Below are 17,101 nucleotides of genomic sequence, written 5' to 3'. Positions count from 1 at the left end.
GAGCCTCCCCGCGATCAGCGCTCGACGAGCGCCACCGCCATGGCCGCGAGCCCCTCGCCGCGGCCGAGGGCGCCGAGCTGCTCGTGGGTCGTGGCCTTGACCGAGACGAGATCGGCGGCGATGCCCAGCGCCCGCGCCACGTTCGCGCACATCACCGCGCGGTGCGGCGCGATCTTCGGGGCCTCGGCGACCACCATCGCATCCACGTTCACGATCCGCGCGCCGGCGCCGGCGAGCAGCGCGCGGATGCGCTCGAGCAGATCGAGGCTCGAGGCGTCCTTCCATTTCGGGTCGCCGGGCGGAAAGTGCGTTCCCAGGTCGCCGAGCCCGGCGGCGCCGAGCAGCGCGTCGCCGATCGCGTGCAGGAGCACGTCGGCGTCGCTGTGCCCCTCGAGCCCCCACTCGGACTCGAGACGCACCCCGCCCAGCACCAGCGCCCGCCCGCGGGCGACGCGGTGCACGTCGTAGCCGAAACCCACACGCGCCGTCATCGTCCCGCCTCCTCGTGCGCCGTGCCGCGCCCCGCGAGCCAGCGCTCGGCGAGCGCCAGATCCCCGGGGGTCGTGACCTTGAAGTTGAGCGCATCGCCCGCCGCGACGCGCACCGGGTGCCCGAGCGCTTCGACCAGCGCCGCGTCGTCGGTCGCCGCCGACGTCGCCGCGGCGTGCGCCGCCGCCAGCCAGTCGCGGCGAAAGACCTGCGGCGTCTGCGCGCACCACAGCCCCGCGCGGGCGGGCGTCCCGTGAATCACGCCGTCGTCCACGCGTTTGAGCGTGTCGGCGAGCGGCACCGCGGCGATCGCCGCGCCGTGCTGGCGGGCCGCCTCGATCGTGCGGGCGACCACCGCTTCGCTCACGAGCGCGCGCGCCGAGTCGTGAACGGCGACGAGATCGCAGTCCGCGGGCAGCGCGGCGAGACCGCGCGCCACCGAATGCTGGCGCTCCTCGCCGCCTTCGACCCACGCGACCACCTTGGGTGCCGCGAGCCCGGAAGCCGAAAGCAGATCGCGCAGCGTGCGCACCGGGCCCACGACGACGATCGCCTCCACGCCCGCGCAGCGGCCGAGCGTTTCCAGGCTCCAGGTGAACAGCGGCCGGCCGGCGAGCGGCACCGCGGCCTTGGCCACGCCGGCCGCGAGCCGTTCGCCGCGACCCGCGCAGAGCAGGAGGGCGACGACGCTCACGTCACGTCCGCCACGCGCCCGCCGGCCATCCGCCGCAGCTCGTCGGGCGTCAGCGGGAAGAGCGAGTTCGGATGTCCGGCCGCGGCCCACAGCGCCTCGTGCGCCAGCAGGCGCTCGTCCATGACGACTTCGAGCGCCTGCGCGTGACCGAGCGGCGGGATGCCGCCGATCGCGAAGCCGGTGACCGCGCGCACGAACCTCGGGTCGCCCATCTCGACCCCGCCGCCCAGGAGCGTCGCGAGCTTGGCGACGTCCACGCGGCTGGCGCCGCTGGCGAGCACGAGCACGCCTCCGCCTTCGCCCGCGTGGCCCGTCCGCCTGAAGACGAGGCTCTTGACGATCTGACCGACCTCGCAGCCGACGGCGTCCGCCGCGGCCTGCGCGGTTCGGACGGGCTCGCGCAGCTCGATCACGCGGTTGCCGAAGCCGCCGGCCACGAGCGCGTCCTGCACGCGCCGCGCCGCCTCGCTGAGCGCACCGCCCGGAGCCGGCGCGTTCACGAGCGACCTTCCGGCCCGGCGCCCGCGGCGCGCTCCGCTTCGGCGGCGCGCGGTGGCGCGACGCGTTCTCCGAGCATCGCCTCGAAGGCCTCGCGCACCGTGCCGAGCGGCACGAGCTGCAGGCCGCTGCCCTCGGCGTCGGCCGCCTGCGCCTTCGGAAAGCCGGCGCGCACGAAGCCGAGCTGCGCCGCCTCGCGCAGGCGCGCGTCGAGCCGCGCGACGCGCCGCAGCTCGCCCGAGAGGCTCACCTCGCCCAGCGCCAGCGTGCGGTCCAGCAGCGGCCGGCTGCGATAGCTCGACGCGATCGCCAGCGCGACGCCCAGGTCGGTGCCCGGGTCGTCGAGCTTGAGGCCGCCCGTCACCGTCACGAACACGTCGTGCCGCCCGAGCCGCAGGCCGACGCGGCGCTCGAGCACCGCGAGCAGCACCGCGAGCCGGCGCGGGTCGAAGCCGCTCGTCACCCGCTGCGGCGTGCCGTAGAACGACGTCGAGACCAGCGCCTGCACCTCGACGAGCAGCGGCCTCGAACCCTCGAGGCTCGCGACCACGGCCGTGCCCGGCTCGGCGCGCGCGCCGTCGGACAGGAACGCCTGGCTCGGATTCGCGACCTCGCGCAGGCCGGACTCGAGCATTTCGAAGACGCCCAGTTCGTTCGTCGAGCCGAAGCGGTTCTTCGCCGCGCGCAGCACGCGGTAGTGCTGGTAGCGCTCGCCCTCCAGGTAGAGCACCGCGTCCACCATGTGCTCGAGCACGCGCGGCCCCGCGACCGCGCCGTCCTTGGTCACGTGCCCGACCAGGAAGACCGGCGTGCGCGAGCCCTTCGCGAAGTGCAGCATCGCCAGGCCGCATTCCCGCACCTGCGTCACCGTGCCCGGCCCGCCTTCGAGGTCGGCGCGCGAGAGCGTCTGGATGGAATCCACCACCATCGCCTCGGGCAGCACGGAGGCCGCCGCCTCGAGCACCGCTTCGAGGTCGGTCTCGCACAGCAGGAGCAGCGATTCGGGCAGCTCGCCGAGGCGGGCCGCGCGCAGGCGGATCTGCTGCTCGCTCTCCTCGCCCGTCACGTACAGGACGCGCCGGCCCTCGCGCGCGAGCGCCATGGCGAGTTGCAGCATCAGCGTGCTCTTGCCGATCCCGGGATCGCCGCCGACCAGCACGAGCGAGCCCGGCACGAGGCCTCCGCCCAGCACGCGGTCCAGCTCGCGAAGCCCGGTGCGCGCGCGCTCGGCCGACTCGACCTCGACCTGCGCGAGCGGCCGCGCGCCCCGCGAGCGGCCTTCGCCGGCGGGCACCCAGCGCGCCGCCCCGCGCGGGACGGCCGCGCTCCTGGGCGCGCCGGCGACGGGCGCCTCGGCGGCCGTGTTCCACTCACCGCACTGCGGGCAGTGCCCGAACCAGCGCGGCTGCTCGTTGCCGCAGGCCGTGCAGTAGAAGTTCGTCTTCGGAGACTTCGCAGGTTTCACGGCGCGCGTCATGGTCGTCACTCCCGCCGGGGGCGGTCCGAACTCGCACGGCACACCCGGCCGGGCCGGGCTAGAAGATGCTGAGGTTCACGTACTTCCTGGGGTTCTTCTTCATGTCCTCGATGAGCTCGCGCAGCGACTGCACGGTCGCGCGCGTGTCGTCGTAGAGCTTGCGATCGTTGAGCAGCAGCGCCGCCGTGCCGTCGCCGCCGTTCGCCTTGTCCGCCACCTGCTTCGTCACCGCCAGCACCGAATCCAGGCGCGTCGTGAGCCGTTCGAAGTTGCGGGTGCCGCGCTCCAGCGACGCGATCGTCTCGCGCAGATGCGCCTCCTGGTCCGTGGTCAGCGCCTTCGCGGTTCTCGAGACGTCGCGCGCGTTGCGCAGCGTTTCGTTGACGATCGCGCGGTTCTCGCGCGTCGCCTTGAGCAGCTCGTCCGAAGTCTGACGCAGGTTCGCGATCGTCCGGTCCACCTCGCCGTTGCGATCCAGGCGCGTCGCGAGGCGGTCGAGCGCCACGATCACGCGGTTCATCGCGTCGAAGGACGGCCCCGCACTGGCCATGAACTCGCCCAGCCCCGGTTCGAAGACGCCGGGAATGGTGTCGCGGGCCGTGTAGCGCTCGCCGGTCGGATGCAGGTCCACGGCAATCACCTTTTCGCCCATCAGCCCGACGTTGCGAATGGAGACGCGGCTGTCGTGCGTGAGCTCCAGATCCTTGTCGAGCGCCAGGTGCACGACCACGTGGTCGCCGGCCAGATCAATGGACGAAACCGACCCCTTGCGGATGCCGTTCACCTGCACTTCGTCGCTCGGGCCCAGCCCGCCCGTCTGCGGGAAGCTCACGGTCCACAGGCGCACCTGCCGCCCGATCTTGAACTCGCGCAGCCAGGTCACGCCCCAGATGAGCACGACCAGCGCGACGACGACGGTCACGCCGACCTGGATCTCGGTGGTTCTCTTCACGCGCCTCCCCCCGCCGTCACAGCGACTCCTCGAGCCCCTCGCTCGAACCCTCGATGAACCTGTGCACGAATGGATCGTCCGAGGATCGCAGCTCCTCGGGCGTGCCGGCGAACACCACGTGTCCGTCGTTCAGCATCGCCATCCGGTCGCCCACATGGTAGGCGCTCCGCAGGTCGTGCGTCACGACGACGCTGGTGACCCCGATTCGCTTCTGCAGCGAGCGGATGAGCCGGTTGATGACGTCCGACATGATCGGGTCGAGCCCGGTCGTCGGCTCGTCGTACAGAATGTACGCCGGGTCCATGGCCAGCGCGCGCGCCAGCCCCACGCGCTTGCGCATGCCGCCCGAGAGCGAGGCGGGCTTCATCGCTTCGACCCCCTGCAGGCCGACCCATTCGAGCCGCTCGGCGACCCGGCGCCGCACCTCGCCGTCGCCGAGGCGGGTGTGCTCGCGCAGCGGCAGTCCGACGTTCTCGCCGACGGTCAGCGAATCGAACAGCGCCGCGCCCTGGAAGAGCATGCCGAACCGCTTGCGCACCCGGTTGAGCTCGGCCTCGCCCAGCCCGACGATGGACTCGCCGTCCACCTCGATGTCGCCGGCGTCCGGCTGCATCAGCCCGATGATGTGCTTGAGCAGGACGCTCTTTCCGGTGCCGCTGCGGCCCATGATCACGACCGTCTGCCCGTCGGGGATGTCGAGGTCCACGCGGGTCAGCACCTGCCGGGTGCCCAGACGCTTCGCCAGGCCGCGAATACGAATCATGACGCGAAGACGAACCGGAAGAGGACGGTCGCGAGCACGTAGTCGCTGATCAGCACGAGCACGCAGGTGGCCACCACGGCGCGCGTCGTGGCCTGGCCGACGCCCTCGGCGCCGCCCTCGGTGCGAAAGCCGTAGTAGCAGCCCATCCAGCCGATGATCGCGCCGAAGCAGACGGACTTCACCATGCCCGACCACAGGTCCTTCATGTGGAAGAACTGCTTGAGGCCGAGGATGTACGTGTGCGAGCTGACGCCGAGGCTCATGACCGAGACGAGGTAGCCGCCGAAGATCGCGATCGCGTCCGACAGCACGACCAGCACCGGCACCATGACGACCGCCGCCACCACCCGCGGCACGACGAGGTAGCGCATCGGGTTGATCGCCATCGCCTCGAGCGCGTCGATCTGCTCGGTCACGCGCATCGTTCCCAGTTCCGCGGCGATGGAGGCGCCGACGCGGCCGCCGACGATGAGCGCCGTCAGCACGGGGCCGAGTTCGATGATCACCGAGCGCAGGATGACCGAGCCGATGTACTTGAGCGGCACGACGGTCGAGAACTGATAGGCCGCCTGCACCGCCGCCACCGCGCCGGTGAAGAGCGAGACCACGACGACGAGCAGCAGCGACTGCACTCCAATGGCGTGCATTTCGTCCACCAGCAGCCGCGGCGCCCGCAGGCCGCGCGGCAGGGCGCGGAACGTGTCCCCGACGAACAGCGCCAGCCGGCCGACCTGAGCGAACCGGTCACCGATGCGCCGCCAGAGGAAGAAATGCCCGCGGCTCGCCAGGCCCCTCATCGGCTCAGTATCCCGGCTCCGTCTCGCCCGACATCACGGGGCTGTACGGCACGAACTTGGTGCACTGGCGAATGAAGGTCAGGTCCACGTCGTCGGTCGGACCATTGCGCTGCTTGGCGATGATGAGCTGTGCCTTGCCGGGCTCGGCCGTGTCCGGCTTGTACACGACCTCGCGATACACGAACAGCACGACATCGGCGTCCTGCTCCAGCGATCCCGACTCGCGCAGATCCGAAAGCTGCGGGCGTCCGTGGCCGCCGCGCGTCTCGACCGCGCGGGAGAGCTGCGAGAGAGCGATGATCGGAACGTTCAGCTCCTTCGCGAGCGCCTTGAGCCCGCGGCTGATCTGCGCGATCTCCTGGACGCGATTCTCGACCGGGGAACTCGGGCGCATGAGTTGAAGGTAGTCCACGACCACCAGGCCGAGCTTGTTCTCGGCCTTGAGGCGGCGACACTTCGCGCGCACCTCGAGCACCGACAGCGCCGGCGAGTCGTCGATGTTGATCGGCGCCTTCTTCAGGATTCCCGCCCCGGCGGTGAGTCTCGGCCAGTCCTCGGGCTGCAGGGATCCGGTGCGCAACCGCGACAGCGACAGTTCGCCCTGCGAGCACAGCAGCCTCAGCGCCAGCTGTTCCTTGCTCATTTCGAGCGAGAACACCGCCACCGGCACGCCGAAGCGGACCGCGGCGTTCTCGGCCATGTTCATGGCGGCCGCCGTCTTTCCCATCGAAGGTCTGCCGGCGAGGATGATCAGGTCGCCGGGCTGCCAGCCGCTCGTGAGCTTGTCGAGATCGTCCCAGCCGCTCGAAACGCCCGTGACCTGCGACTTGCGCTTGAAGAGAGCCTCGATCTGCGTCATCGAGGGCATCATCAGGTCGCCGATGCTGGTGAAGCCCTGGCGAATGCGCTGGTCCGTGATCTCGAAGATGCGGGCCTCGGCCTGATCGAGCAGCGACGCGGTCTCGTCCTGCCCCGAGTAGCACTGCTGCTGGATCTCACCGGTCGCGCGGATCAGCCTGCGCAGGATCGCCTTCTCGTGCACGATCCGGATGTGGTGTTCGATGTTCGCCGTGGTGGTCGCGTACTCCATGACCTGCGCCAGCGCCGCCGCACCGCCCGCGGCTTCGAAATCGCCGCGCTTGCGCAGTTCCTCCGCGACCGTGATGAGGTCGGCGGCTTCCTGGCGTTCGTAGAGCGCGATCAGGGCGGCGAAGATCTTCGCGTGCGAGGTCCGGTAGAACGCGCTCGAGTCGATGTTCTCGACCGCCCTGCCGATGGCGCCGGGGTCGAGCATCATGGCCGCGAGGATGGAGCGTTCGGCTTCGAGCGCCTGCGGAGGCGTCAGCCCCGGCGGGCCCGCGCCGGCATTGCCCGGCGTGTTGTCGGTCATGGCGATTCCCTTCCCGGACGCCTGCCACGGCGCCCGCATGCCGGGTGCGCCCGGACGATGCGCAACTCGCTCGAGCTGGAGCGATGAGGTTCCTTCAGTCGGTCAGATATTCCTGCGCGAGCCGCTGCAGGTCCTTCCAGGCCTCCGCCTTGGGTCCGTCGGGGCGGGGGTTCCGCAGCAGGTAGGCGGGATGATACGTCACGATGAGCTTGGCGCCGCGCCAGCGGTACGTGCGGCCGCGCATGCTGCCGACCGAGCCCTTGATGCCGCACAGCAGCTCGGCCGCGAACTTGCCGAGGCAGCAGATGATGCGCGGCCGCAGCGCCTCGAGCTGGCGAATCACGTACGGCGAGCAGGCCTCGATCTCACCGGGCAGCGGGTTGCGGTTCTCGGGCGGCCGGCACTTGAGCACGTTGCAGATGTACACCGTCGTGCGGTCGAGTTTCACGCCCGGGATCAGCCGGCGCTCGTCCATCGCCGCGATCATCCGCGTGAGCAGCTGACCGGCCCGGCCGACGAACGGTTCGCCCTGCTCGTCCTCGTCGGCGCCCGGCGCCTCGCCCACGAACACGATGCCGCTGCCCGCCGAGCCCACGCCGGGAACGGCCTGGATGCGCGTGCGGCACAGGCCGCATTTTTCGCATGCGCGCGCCTCGTTCGCGATCGTGCCGAGGACCGGAAGCGATTCCGCGAGGACCGCGGCGCGGCCCTCGCCGAGCGCCGACGGGTTCAGGTCGTCGGCGAAGGATGGCAGGGCGGCAGCGGCGGGTGTGCCTGTCGCGGCGGGACCGGGCTCCGGGCGTGTCACGGGCGCGATCGGCTCCGGCGGATCGAGCGTGAATGCCGGCGTGTCGGCCGCCGCGGTCCTCGCGGGTGGGGGCGATTCGAACGCGGTCGAGCCGGCGACGGCCTGGGCAGGCACCGGCGCGACCTCGGCGGCTCGACCGGTCTCCAACACCGACCGCTCCCCCGCACCCCTCGCACGCGCGCGGACGACGCCGGCCGCGAGAAGCTCCCCGCCGCCGCGTGCGCGCTCGCGCTCGAGCAGCCGGCGCGCCGCGCGGGCGATGCCGGCGGCTTCCTCGTGCGGCCGGCGCCCGCTCATCGCTTCGCCTTTCGGACGGCGCGCCGCGGCGCGGCCGCGGCGGTCGGTGAGGGCTTCGCGGCGGAACGCGTCTTCTTCGTCGAGACCGGGCCCGCCGCGCGCAGCGCCTCGACCCGGTCGAGCAGCGCCTCGGCGAGTTCGCGCTTGGACGACTTCGGCAGCGCCGTCGCCCCACGCGCGTCCACCAGCGTCGCGCGGTTCGTGTCCCCGCCGAGCCCGTCGGCCGGGGAGTTCAGCACGATCAGGTCCACTCCCTTGGCCCTCAGCTTGGCGCGCGCGTTCGCGACGCCGTCGTTGGTCTCGAGCGCGAAGCCGACGAACACCTGTCCCGCGCGTCGCGCGCCCGCGAGCGTCGCCAGGATGTCGGCGTTCGGCGCCAGCTCGATCGTCAGCGGGCCCGGGCCGCGCTTGAGCTTCCTCGCCGACGGCCGGGCGGGCCGATAGTCGGCGACCGCGGCCGCCATCAGCACGACGTCGGCGCCCTCCGAGGCCGCGCGCATCGCGCGCAGCATCTGCTCGGCGGTCGTCACCGGCACCAGCGTCACGCCGTAGGGCGCATCCACGCTCACCGGCCCCGCGACCACCGTCACGTCCGCGCCGCGGTCGCGGGCGGCCTCGGCGAGCGCGAAGCCCATTCGCCCGCTCGAGCGGTTGGTCAGCACGCGCACCGGATCGAGCGGCTCCTCCGTGCGCCCCGCGCCGACCAGCACGCGCACGCCCTTGAGGCTCGCGGAACGCGTCACCGAGGCTTCGACCGCGGCCACGATGTCGGCGTCTTCGGCCAGCCTGCCGGGCCCGGCGAGGCCGGAGGCGAGAGGGCCCGAGGCCGGCCCGACGATGCGGGCCCCGCGCGCGCGCAGGGCGCGGACATTGGCCTGCGTCGCGGCCGCACGCCACATCTGCAGGTCCATCGCGGGCGCGAGCACGAGCGGCGCGGGGCAGGCGAGCGCGACGGTGGTGAGCGCGTCGGGCGCGACGCCGTGCACGAGGCGCGCGAGGAGGTCGGCGGTGGCCGGTGCGATCACGAGGCAGTCCGCCACTTCGGCCACGTCCACGTGCTCGATTCTGCCCCCGACCCTGGCTCGCGACTCCAGCGGCAGATCGAAGCGGGGCTGCTGGTCACCCCACAGCCCGGTCACCACCGGGTTGCCCGACAACGCCTGCAGGGTCAGCGGCGTCACGAACTCGCACGCCCCGGGCGTCATCACCACGATCACGGTCGCGCCGCGCTCGCGCAGCCGGCGCACCAGCTCGCACGCCTTGTAGGCCGCGATGCCTCCGGAGATGCCGACGACGACGACGCGATCCCGGAGCACGGCGCTACTCGGCGGGCAGCTCGAGCGGCTGCTCGGCCGCCATGATGACCGAGAGGTCCTCGTAGTAGAACGGCACCTCGTCGCGGATCACGCGCCCGAGCGCGACGGCGGTGACCTTGCCGGGCAGCGTCTCGCCGCTGCGGCGGATCCAGTCGTTCAGGCGGCGCGCCTCCCGGGCGGCGACGATGGCCAGCTCGTACTTGCTCTTGCCCGGCGGCGGAACGAGTGACGAAAGCTTCATGGGTTTCTCCCTGCTGCCAGCGGCGGGTGGAACGGGACGCGGAGCGCGCTCACCCGCCGGGGCGCGCGCCGCGAAGCTTCAGGTGCGTCGCGACAACCGTCGCACGCGGGTGCGCTCGGCGTCGAGAATGGCGATCAGTTGCGTGACGGCGCGCTCGCGGTCGTCATTGACCACCAGGTAGTCGTAGTGGACGTACTGCGCGAGCTCGCCCGGGGCGTTGCCCATGCGGTGCTCGATCACGGTGGCCGGTTCGGTGCCGCGGCCCGCGAGTCGCTCGCGCAGCGCCTCGAGCGACGGCGGCGCGACGAACACGCTCACCGCGTCGGGGCGCTTCGCGCGCACGCTGGCGCCGCCCTGCACGTCAATGTCGAGCACCACGACACGGCCGGCGCGGACCTGCGCGTCCACGTCCTGCAGCGGCGTGCCGTAGAGGTCGGCGTGGACGTGCGCCCATTCCAGGAAGTAGCCCTGCTCGACCTGTTTTTCGAACTGCTCGCGCGAGACGAACCGGTAGTGCACGCCGTCGAGCTCTCCGTCGCGCTTCGGCCGCGTCGTGGACGAGACCGCGAACACGCACTCGGGGCGCGCCTGCAGCAGCCGCTCGACCAGCGTGCCCTTGCCCGCGCCCGAGGGACCCGTCACCACGAGCAGGAAGCCGCCCGGCACGAGGCCGAACGGCATGGCCGGCGAGGTCGGTTGCGCGGCGGCGGTCACCGTCACTCCACGTTCTGCACCTGCTCGCGCAGGCGCTCCGTTTCTTCCTTGATGACGATCACCGCGTGCGCGATCTCGACGTCGTTGGCCTTCGAGCCGATCGTGTTCGCTTCGCGGTTCATTTCCTGCAGCAGGAAGTTGAGCTTGCGACCGGCCAGTTCGGGACCCTCGATCAGGGAGCGGAACTGGTCGAGGTGCGCCGCGAGCCGCACGCACTCCTCGGTGCAATCGAGCCGGTCGGCGAGCATCGCGACTTCCTGCGCGATCCGGATCGGGTCCAGCTCGACGTCGTCGAGCAGGGGCTTGATGCGCGAGATCATCCGCTCCTTGGCCTCGAGGGGCCGCAGCGGCGCGCGCGCGGCCACCTTCTCGAGCTCGGTGCGGATGATCGTGAGCCGCTTCTCGAGGTCGGCCGCGAGCGCCGAGCCCTCGCGCGCCTTCATCCCGTTCATGCTGTCGCAGACCTTCTCGACCAGCGCCTTGACCAGCGTCCAGGTTTCCTCGTCCGAAAACGTCGAGTGCTCCCAGGTGAACAGATCCGGCAGCGTCGAGATCGTGTTGAGGTCGATCTCGCCCCCGAGGTTGTAGCGGTCGCGAAGCTGCTTCATGAGCCCGACGTAGCGGTCGGCGACGCCCTCGTTGAGCTTGAGCACCTCACCCTGCTCGCCCGCGCCCGCCCAGGTGATCGTGAGGTTGAACTTGCCCCGAGAAAATCGGTCCTGGATGAGCTGGCGGATCTGATCCTCGAACAGCAGCGCCACCTTGGGCGCCCGCACCGAGACCTCGCAGAAGCGGTGGTTGACCGAGCGGATCTCGGCCGAAAGGCGCTGTCCGGAGCGCTCGATTTCGGCCATGCCGTAGCCGGTCATGCTGCGGATCATGCGGGGAACCTCCGGTGGGATGGCGGGGACGGCGGAAGGTACGGGAGCGGGCTTCGCGAAGTCAAAGAGGCCCGCGCCAATCGCGGCTGTTTCGCGTTTTCGGAGGCTGGAGCGCGCGCTGCGATTTCCACCGGAATCGCACCGGCTGATGTGGAGAATCCGGCGGAACGCGGCGATGCGGGAAGATCACCGGAGCTGCGCTCGCTCCGCGCTGCGCGCGCGTGCTGGAGCCGTCCGGCGGACGACCCCGCGGCACCACTCTCCAGCCAGAAACACGGAAACCCGCCGCGCGGGGGAAGCGTGGCGGGCCCGTGAGCCCTGGAATCTCGGGACGGCCTCAGATCAAGGCATGAGACCCAGGCGCTTCATCTTGGTGATCAGCGAGGTCCGGCGCAGGTTGAGGATGTCGGCGGCCTTCGTCTTGTTGCCGTTCGCGTCGCGCAGGGCCTGCTCGATGCTCGCCTTGAGCTGCGCGTCCATCTCCTCGGTCACGCTGCCCGGCGTGTCGTCCGTCGCATCGAGCGGCACGTCGCGGGGCGTCAGCGGGCCGTCGTTCGGCGCCGCGATCACCATCTTCTGGATCACCGCACGCAACTGGCGGACGTTGCCCGGCCAGCCGAAGTCCAGCAGTCGCGCCCGCGCCGCCTCCGAAAGAGTCACCTCGCGGTGCGCCTGACGGTTGAACCCGGCCAGGTAGTGCTCGAGCAGCAACTCCACGTCGTCCCCCCGCTGGCGCAGCGGCGGCAGCGTGTACACCGCGTGCGCCAGCCGGTAGTACAGGTCGCTGCGGAAGCCGCTCCCCTTCTGCATGGACTCGCGCGTGCGGTTCGTCGCCGCGACCACGCGCGCGTTGACGTGCAGGTCGCGCGTGCCGCCAACGCGCCGCAACTCACCGGTCTCGAGGTAGCGCAGCAGCTTCGCCTGCAGGTCCACCGACATCTCCCCGATCTCGTCGAGGAAGATCGTCCCCTCGTGCGCCGCCTCGAACAGTCCCACCTTGTCGGCCAGCGCGTTCGTGAACGCGCCCTTCATGTGCCCGAAGAACTCCGACTCGAGCATGGACTCCGGCACCGCGCTCGCGTTGACCGCCAGGAACTCGCCGACCCGCCCCGACAGCCGATGCACGCCCTGAGCCACCAGTTCCTTGCCCGTGCCCGACTCGCCCAGCACCAGCACCGGCAGGTCGCTCACCGCCACGCGCGCCACGTCCTCGAGCATCTCCAGGATGCTCTCGCTGCGCGTCACCATGCCGAACGTGTCCAGCGCCCACTGCGCGCGCCGCACCCGCTCCGCGTTGAGCTTCGGCCGCCGTGCCGGCCGGGCCTTCCGCTCGCTCGGCACGTACGGTTCGTGCTCGCTGCGCATGCGTTGCTCGTGCGCCTCCAGCTTCGCCTGCGCCTCGCCGAGCCGCGACGCCGCGCCCAGACGCTCGAAGTGCTCCACCGCCGTGCGATACGCCTCCAGCGCGTGCGACGCGTTGCCGAATCCCGGCGCCGTCTCGTCGGCGAGCCAGTCGCCGTACGCCATCCACAGCTTGCCCCACTCGTACGGCGTCTCGATCTCGTCGAAGGTGGCGAAGCCCGCGGCAAAGTGCTTCTTCGCCTCGGCCGGCTGCCCCAGCTTCGCGCACGCCAGCGCGAGCACGCGGTAGGTGGCCGCTTCGTCGTAGCGCTCCTGGATCTCCCGGCACAGCTCGAGCGCGGCGGCCGCCTCGGACTTCGCCTCGGCGGGCCTGCCCATCAGCAGGTGACACTCGGCGATGCGGCGGCGAAGCTCCGCAACCACGTCGCCGCGCGGCACCAGCGCCAGCGCCTGCGCCAGCGCCTCGCGGTAGAGCGCCAGCGCCGGCTCGGCCTTGCCCTGCTCGAGGTCCACGTCGCCGAGGTACTCGAGCACGAGCATCTTCGAGCGGGCATCGTCGGCCGGGCGAAGCGAGGCGCGGACCTCGCTCAGGATGGCCCGGGCCTTGTCGTGCTCACCGAGATGGATGCGGATCAGGGCTTCGAGCATCGCGCCGTACTTCTTCTGAAGCCAGGTGCCGACTTCTTCCGCCTCGGCAACGCTCGCCTGCAGCGTCGCAAGCGCTTCGGCGAGCTTGCCGCGCTTCCATTGCGTGATCGCGAGCGAGCGGCGGGTATAGCTCGACTGGTAGAGGTTGCCGAGAGACCTGAAGCCGTCGAGCGCGCTTAGTGCGCTGTCCTCCGCTGGCGCCCACCGGCAGGCTTGCCGCTCGATACTCGCGATGGTTTGACTGGCCATAGATTCCCAGAAGGCGCTATTGCATCGCCTCCCTGAAACCCATGCCTCAAGGGCCATGTCTCGTGCTTCCTGCCGCCGGCCGAGCGAACTAAGGACCCCGCTAAGGTGAAAGACACAGGCTGCATGAGCCTCGCTATCCGGACGTTGCAGCAGCTCAAGTCGCAACTCCCTAAGGGCCTCTGCAGCCTCTCGCGCTCGGCCAGAGCGCCAGACGGCGGCAAGCCCATAGATTCGAAGCAACGCCCGCTCCGAAACTGGCAGGTTCGAAAACTGTTCCAATGCCTCATCGGCGAAAACGCGGCACTCGACAATGTTGTCGGTCGTGAACAGCGCCCGTGCCTTGAGCGCCGCTATTCTCGGACCCCAATCGCCTTCAAGCTTGTGCTCGAGATTGCTCAGGCGATTCGCGACCTCGAGCGCCTCTGCCCCGCGACCGTTCTCGAGCAGTGTTTGCGCGCATTCGTAAGCCGCGGCCGCAACCTCCAAGGACGGAGCCTCGAACGCACCGTCCTTGAGCAGTTCGCTCAGCGCTGCGGCCTGTGCAAGCAAATGCTTCACGGATTCCGACCTCGGTCTGCTTGAGCAGCTGGCGCGCCCGCGAAGGGCTTGCTGATTCGCGCTGGCTCTATCGGCATCGCGTGCTGGATTCGCATGGACGCGACGAGGATCTGCCTCCAGTAGGCCAAGTACTCCCAAAGAATCGAGCTCCCGCCGACGCCCGGATCCGGATCCCCGTACTGCAGCGGTGGGCCGTCGGGTGTATCGGTTGGGCGGTCGCTGCGGCGGGCGTGTGCGGCGCTCGGTGCCAGGACTCCGATCACGAGCGTCGCCATCAGCACGAGCGCCAGCCAGCTTCGCGTCTTGCTCATCACTTCGCTCCCCCCTCGGCTCGCCGGCGCATTCGGGGGCACCCTGTCCCGTTCAGGGATGCTGGCCGGTGACCAGGAAAAAACGCCCGACGACGACCGTTCTCGAGCAGTGTTTGCGCGCATTCGCAAGCCGCAACCTCCGAAGGCGGAGCCTCGAACGCACCGTCCTTGAGCAGTTCGCTCAGTGCAGCGGCCTGTGTGAGCAAATGCTTCACGGATTCCGACCTCGGTCTGCTTGAGCAGCTGGCGCGCCCGCGTAGGGCTTGCTGACTCGCGCTGGTTCTATCGGCATCGCGTGCTGGATTCGCATGGACGCGACGAGGATCTGCCTCCAGTAGGCCAAGTACTCCCAAATCATCGGGCTCCCACCACCACCCGGCTCCGGATCCCCGTACTGCAGCGGTGGGCCGTCGGGTGTGTCGGTTGGGCGGTCGCTGCGGCGGGCGTGTGCGGCGCTCGGTGCCAGGACTCCGATCGCGAGCGTCGCCATCAGCACGAGCGCCAGCCAGCTTCGCGTCTTGCTCATCACTTCGTTCCCCCCTCGGCTCGCCGGCGCATTCGGGGGCACCCTGTCCCGTTCAGGGATGCTGGCCGGTGAGCAGGAAAAAACGCCCGACGACTACGTTGGCCGCGGGCGGCAGGTCCGACTTCGCCTGTTCGGCTCGGATGCTGGGGGAGTCGGGGCATGTTGTTTCCTGACCGAATCGGTCGAACTGCGGGACACGGGAAAGTTAGAAGGCATGCCGAACGTGCGTCAACGAAATTCCAAGTCGGATATCAAACTTCTTCCCAACCTGCCTGCAGCCAGGCGGGGTCCTGGAAGGAGTAACCACTAGGGGTCATAGCCAGGAGCCGCCTTCGGCGCAGCCGGGTGCCCCGCCACCCCGTTGCCCGTAAAGGGCTTTCGGCCTCCCAGCGGCAACGTTTGAACGGGTTCGGGTCAGCGCACCCCCTCACCCTCTCCCCCCTTCTTCTTGAAAAGCTCATTCAGCCTCGCCCGGGCCTCAGCGGCCCGGTCTCGGCTCGCCCCGGCGCCACTCGGGCCATCCCCGTCGACGAACGCGGCCCGCGAAAAGTAGAAGAACTCGCAGAAGTTCCGCCGCGTCTTGTCCCGGACGGGATCGGCGTCCGGCTCGGTGCACTGATTGCCGTGGCGCACATCCCAGTGGCGGCAGTTGCGGCAGCATCGCAGGTCGGTCCCGCATTTCACGCACTCACTGTCGCGTGGGACCGGCTCATCAAACGGCACGGGCGCGCCGCAGGTCTGGCAGACGAGCCGCGACATGGATCCTCCGGATTCGAGAGCATGGCGTTCGTCACCCCGGTCCTCTGCCGGAGGAGATGGGCGACCGCGCTGGGTGATCACGAGACCCTTCGCGGTGCGAAAGGCAGCAACTTCACGCCCGCTTCGCCCCGTGGTTCAGCGATGTCTAGTCCGTCCGTGCGAGTTTGGTCGTCGCGACCCGGCCGCCCGATCGGATCTGCACGAAGTAGAGCGTCGCGCCCGGCGTCGGTGGCCGCCACGCCACGGACTGCGCTTCGCCGCTCGCCGCGCCGTCGAACAGCAGCGCCACGAGACGGCCGCTCAGATCGAAGACGCGCAGCCCGGCGCGTACGCCTGCTGGGGCACGGAACGAGATCGTGCTGCTTGTCCGCAGCGGGTTGGGCGCAGCGCTGACGGCGAGTGAGGCCGTCGGCGCGACCGCCGGCACGCCGACCGGGCTCAGGTACGGGAACGTTTCCAGTCTGATGTTGCCGTTCGACTCGGTTCCGAAGTCCGCGGCCTCGGTCATGCAGCCGATGATGCAGACCGCCTGGGACATCGCGACCGGCGCCTTGAGCACATACGAGGACGCAAGCGAATACGTCTCCCCGTTCACCGTGATCTGACCGCCCGTGAAACCCGACGTGAGCGTGTCGAGCGTGTCGGACTTCTCGACCGTTCCGCCCGTCGAAGTCGTCGCGATCGTGTCGCAGAACGTGGCCGTCGAGGTGCCGTTGACAGGCTGAATCGAGCCCGGCAGTCCCCCCAGCCGCCACGCCTTCGCTTGTCCATTGTCCGTGCGCCGGATCCAGAACGGCGTGCCGGTCAGCCCGCGAACGTAAATCTCCACCGTCAGCTGGTTCGTGAGCACGTGGTAGAGGCCCGTGCGCGCCTGCATGTACATGTGCGAATCGAAGTCAGCGGTGAAGAGTCCGTCCGTTCCCGCGTACGAGCACGAGATCCCGAGCGTACCCCCCGCTTCCGACGTGTCGTGCGCCGCCGCGCCCGAGAGCGACGTGCCGTCGTCGGTGAAGTCCTCCCACGGCACGATGTCGGTCGAGAACGCGTAGTACTGAAACTTCTGCACGCAGTGGACGGAATAGCAGATGTCGCCCGGCGCGGCGATCTGCGCCTGCGCCGCCGTACCGGCGAGCAGCATCAGGCTGCTCAGGCCAGCAAGCAGCTTCGACAGGTGCAGGATGAGCTGGCGCATTGTGCGACCTCCGATCGAGGAAGCGCCCTGGCCGGCGGCGTTGGACCCGGGGTCCGTCCAGTCGCCGGGAAGTTCCGGCCCGAGAGCATAGTCCAGCCGTGCGCGAGTACCAGTCCGGAACGTCGGTCGGCCTCCCTTCGTTTGCGCCTTCGCTCCGGCGCCGCCTAACCTGCGGCGTC

General features: G+C 70.3%; 17 protein-coding genes. All 17 read right to left on the bottom strand.

What is annotated here, in order from left to right; genetic code table 11:
• Nucleotides 1-14 precede the first annotated feature (14 nt).
• Nucleotides 15-491 carry a 2-C-methyl-D-erythritol 2,4-cyclodiphosphate synthase gene (locus IT347_05120; protein MCC6348962.1) on the bottom strand — a complete coding sequence of 159 codons (477 nt, stop codon included), beginning with the start codon at nt 489-491 and terminating at the stop codon, nt 15-17.
• Nucleotides 488-1,183, bottom strand: a complete 696-nt coding sequence (gene ispD, locus IT347_05115; protein MCC6348961.1) for a 2-C-methyl-D-erythritol 4-phosphate cytidylyltransferase — start codon at nt 1,181-1,183, stop codon at nt 488-490. The genes IT347_05120 and ispD overlap by 4 nt, the downstream gene beginning before the upstream one ends.
• Entirely contained in the window at nt 1,180-1,683 is a 504-nt protein-coding gene (locus IT347_05110; GenBank protein MCC6348960.1) for a YbaK/EbsC family protein, read from the bottom strand. The genes ispD and IT347_05110 overlap by 4 nt, the downstream gene beginning before the upstream one ends.
• Complete coding sequence (radA, locus tag IT347_05105) at nt 1,680-3,158, bottom strand: DNA repair protein RadA (protein ID MCC6348959.1); 1,479 nt, start codon at nt 3,156-3,158, stop codon at nt 1,680-1,682. The genes IT347_05110 and radA overlap by 4 nt, the downstream gene beginning before the upstream one ends.
• Before the next feature lie 58 nt (nt 3,159-3,216).
• Nucleotides 3,217-4,110 (bottom strand): MCE family protein, encoded by an 894-nt coding sequence (locus IT347_05100; GenBank protein ID MCC6348958.1) that lies wholly within the window; start codon nt 4,108-4,110, stop codon nt 3,217-3,219.
• A gap of 16 nt (nt 4,111-4,126) precedes the next feature.
• Nucleotides 4,127-4,873 carry an ABC transporter ATP-binding protein gene (locus IT347_05095; protein ID MCC6348957.1) on the bottom strand — a complete coding sequence of 249 codons (747 nt, stop codon included), beginning with the start codon at nt 4,871-4,873 and terminating at the stop codon, nt 4,127-4,129.
• Entirely contained in the window at nt 4,870-5,670 is an 801-nt protein-coding gene (locus IT347_05090; GenBank protein ID MCC6348956.1) for an ABC transporter permease, read from the bottom strand. Before IT347_05090 ends, IT347_05095 begins: the two co-directional genes overlap by 4 nt.
• Nucleotides 5,671-5,674: 4 nt before the next feature.
• Nucleotides 5,675-7,060 carry a replicative DNA helicase gene (gene dnaB / locus IT347_05085; protein MCC6348955.1) on the bottom strand — a complete coding sequence of 462 codons (1,386 nt, stop codon included), beginning with the start codon at nt 7,058-7,060 and terminating at the stop codon, nt 5,675-5,677.
• Between the two features lie 94 nt (nt 7,061-7,154).
• Entirely contained in the window at nt 7,155-8,165 is a 1,011-nt protein-coding gene (locus IT347_05080) for a uracil-DNA glycosylase (GenBank protein ID MCC6348954.1), read from the bottom strand.
• Nucleotides 8,162-9,481, bottom strand: coding sequence for a bifunctional phosphopantothenoylcysteine decarboxylase/phosphopantothenate--cysteine ligase CoaBC (coaBC, locus tag IT347_05075; GenBank protein ID MCC6348953.1), 1,320 nt, complete (start codon nt 9,479-9,481; stop codon nt 8,162-8,164). The genes IT347_05080 and coaBC overlap by 4 nt, the downstream gene beginning before the upstream one ends.
• 4 nt (nt 9,482-9,485) lie before the next feature.
• Nucleotides 9,486-9,722: a hypothetical protein gene (locus IT347_05070; protein ID MCC6348952.1), complete on the bottom strand. Its 237-nt coding sequence runs from the start codon at nt 9,720-9,722 to the stop codon at nt 9,486-9,488.
• Nucleotides 9,723-9,800: 78 nt separating this feature from the next.
• Entirely contained in the window at nt 9,801-10,403 is a 603-nt protein-coding gene (gene gmk / locus IT347_05065; protein MCC6348951.1) for a guanylate kinase, read from the bottom strand.
• Between the two features lie 35 nt (nt 10,404-10,438).
• Nucleotides 10,439-11,317: a YicC family protein gene (locus IT347_05060; GenBank protein ID MCC6348950.1), complete on the bottom strand. Its 879-nt coding sequence runs from the start codon at nt 11,315-11,317 to the stop codon at nt 10,439-10,441.
• A gap of 342 nt (nt 11,318-11,659) precedes the next feature.
• Nucleotides 11,660-13,576: a sigma 54-interacting transcriptional regulator gene (locus IT347_05055; GenBank protein ID MCC6348949.1), complete on the bottom strand. Its 1,917-nt coding sequence runs from the start codon at nt 13,574-13,576 to the stop codon at nt 11,660-11,662.
• A 554-nt stretch (nt 13,577-14,130) separates the two neighbouring features.
• Nucleotides 14,131-14,445 (bottom strand): hypothetical protein, encoded by a 315-nt coding sequence (locus tag IT347_05050; GenBank protein MCC6348948.1) that lies wholly within the window; start codon nt 14,443-14,445, stop codon nt 14,131-14,133.
• 940 nt (nt 14,446-15,385) lie between these two features.
• Nucleotides 15,386-15,730 carry a hypothetical protein gene (locus IT347_05045; GenBank protein ID MCC6348947.1) on the bottom strand — a complete coding sequence of 115 codons (345 nt, stop codon included), beginning with the start codon at nt 15,728-15,730 and terminating at the stop codon, nt 15,386-15,388.
• A gap of 145 nt (nt 15,731-15,875) precedes the next feature.
• Nucleotides 15,876-16,922, bottom strand: a complete 1,047-nt coding sequence (locus IT347_05040; GenBank protein ID MCC6348946.1) for a T9SS type A sorting domain-containing protein — start codon at nt 16,920-16,922, stop codon at nt 15,876-15,878.
• Nucleotides 16,923-17,101: the final 179 nt, after the last annotated feature.

The sequence above is a fragment of the Candidatus Eisenbacteria bacterium genome, assembly GCA_020847735.1.
Classification (GTDB): Bacteria; Eisenbacteria; RBG-16-71-46; order RBG-16-71-46; family RBG-16-71-46; genus CAIXRL01.
This window is presented reverse-complemented; position numbering and strand designations above follow the sequence as displayed.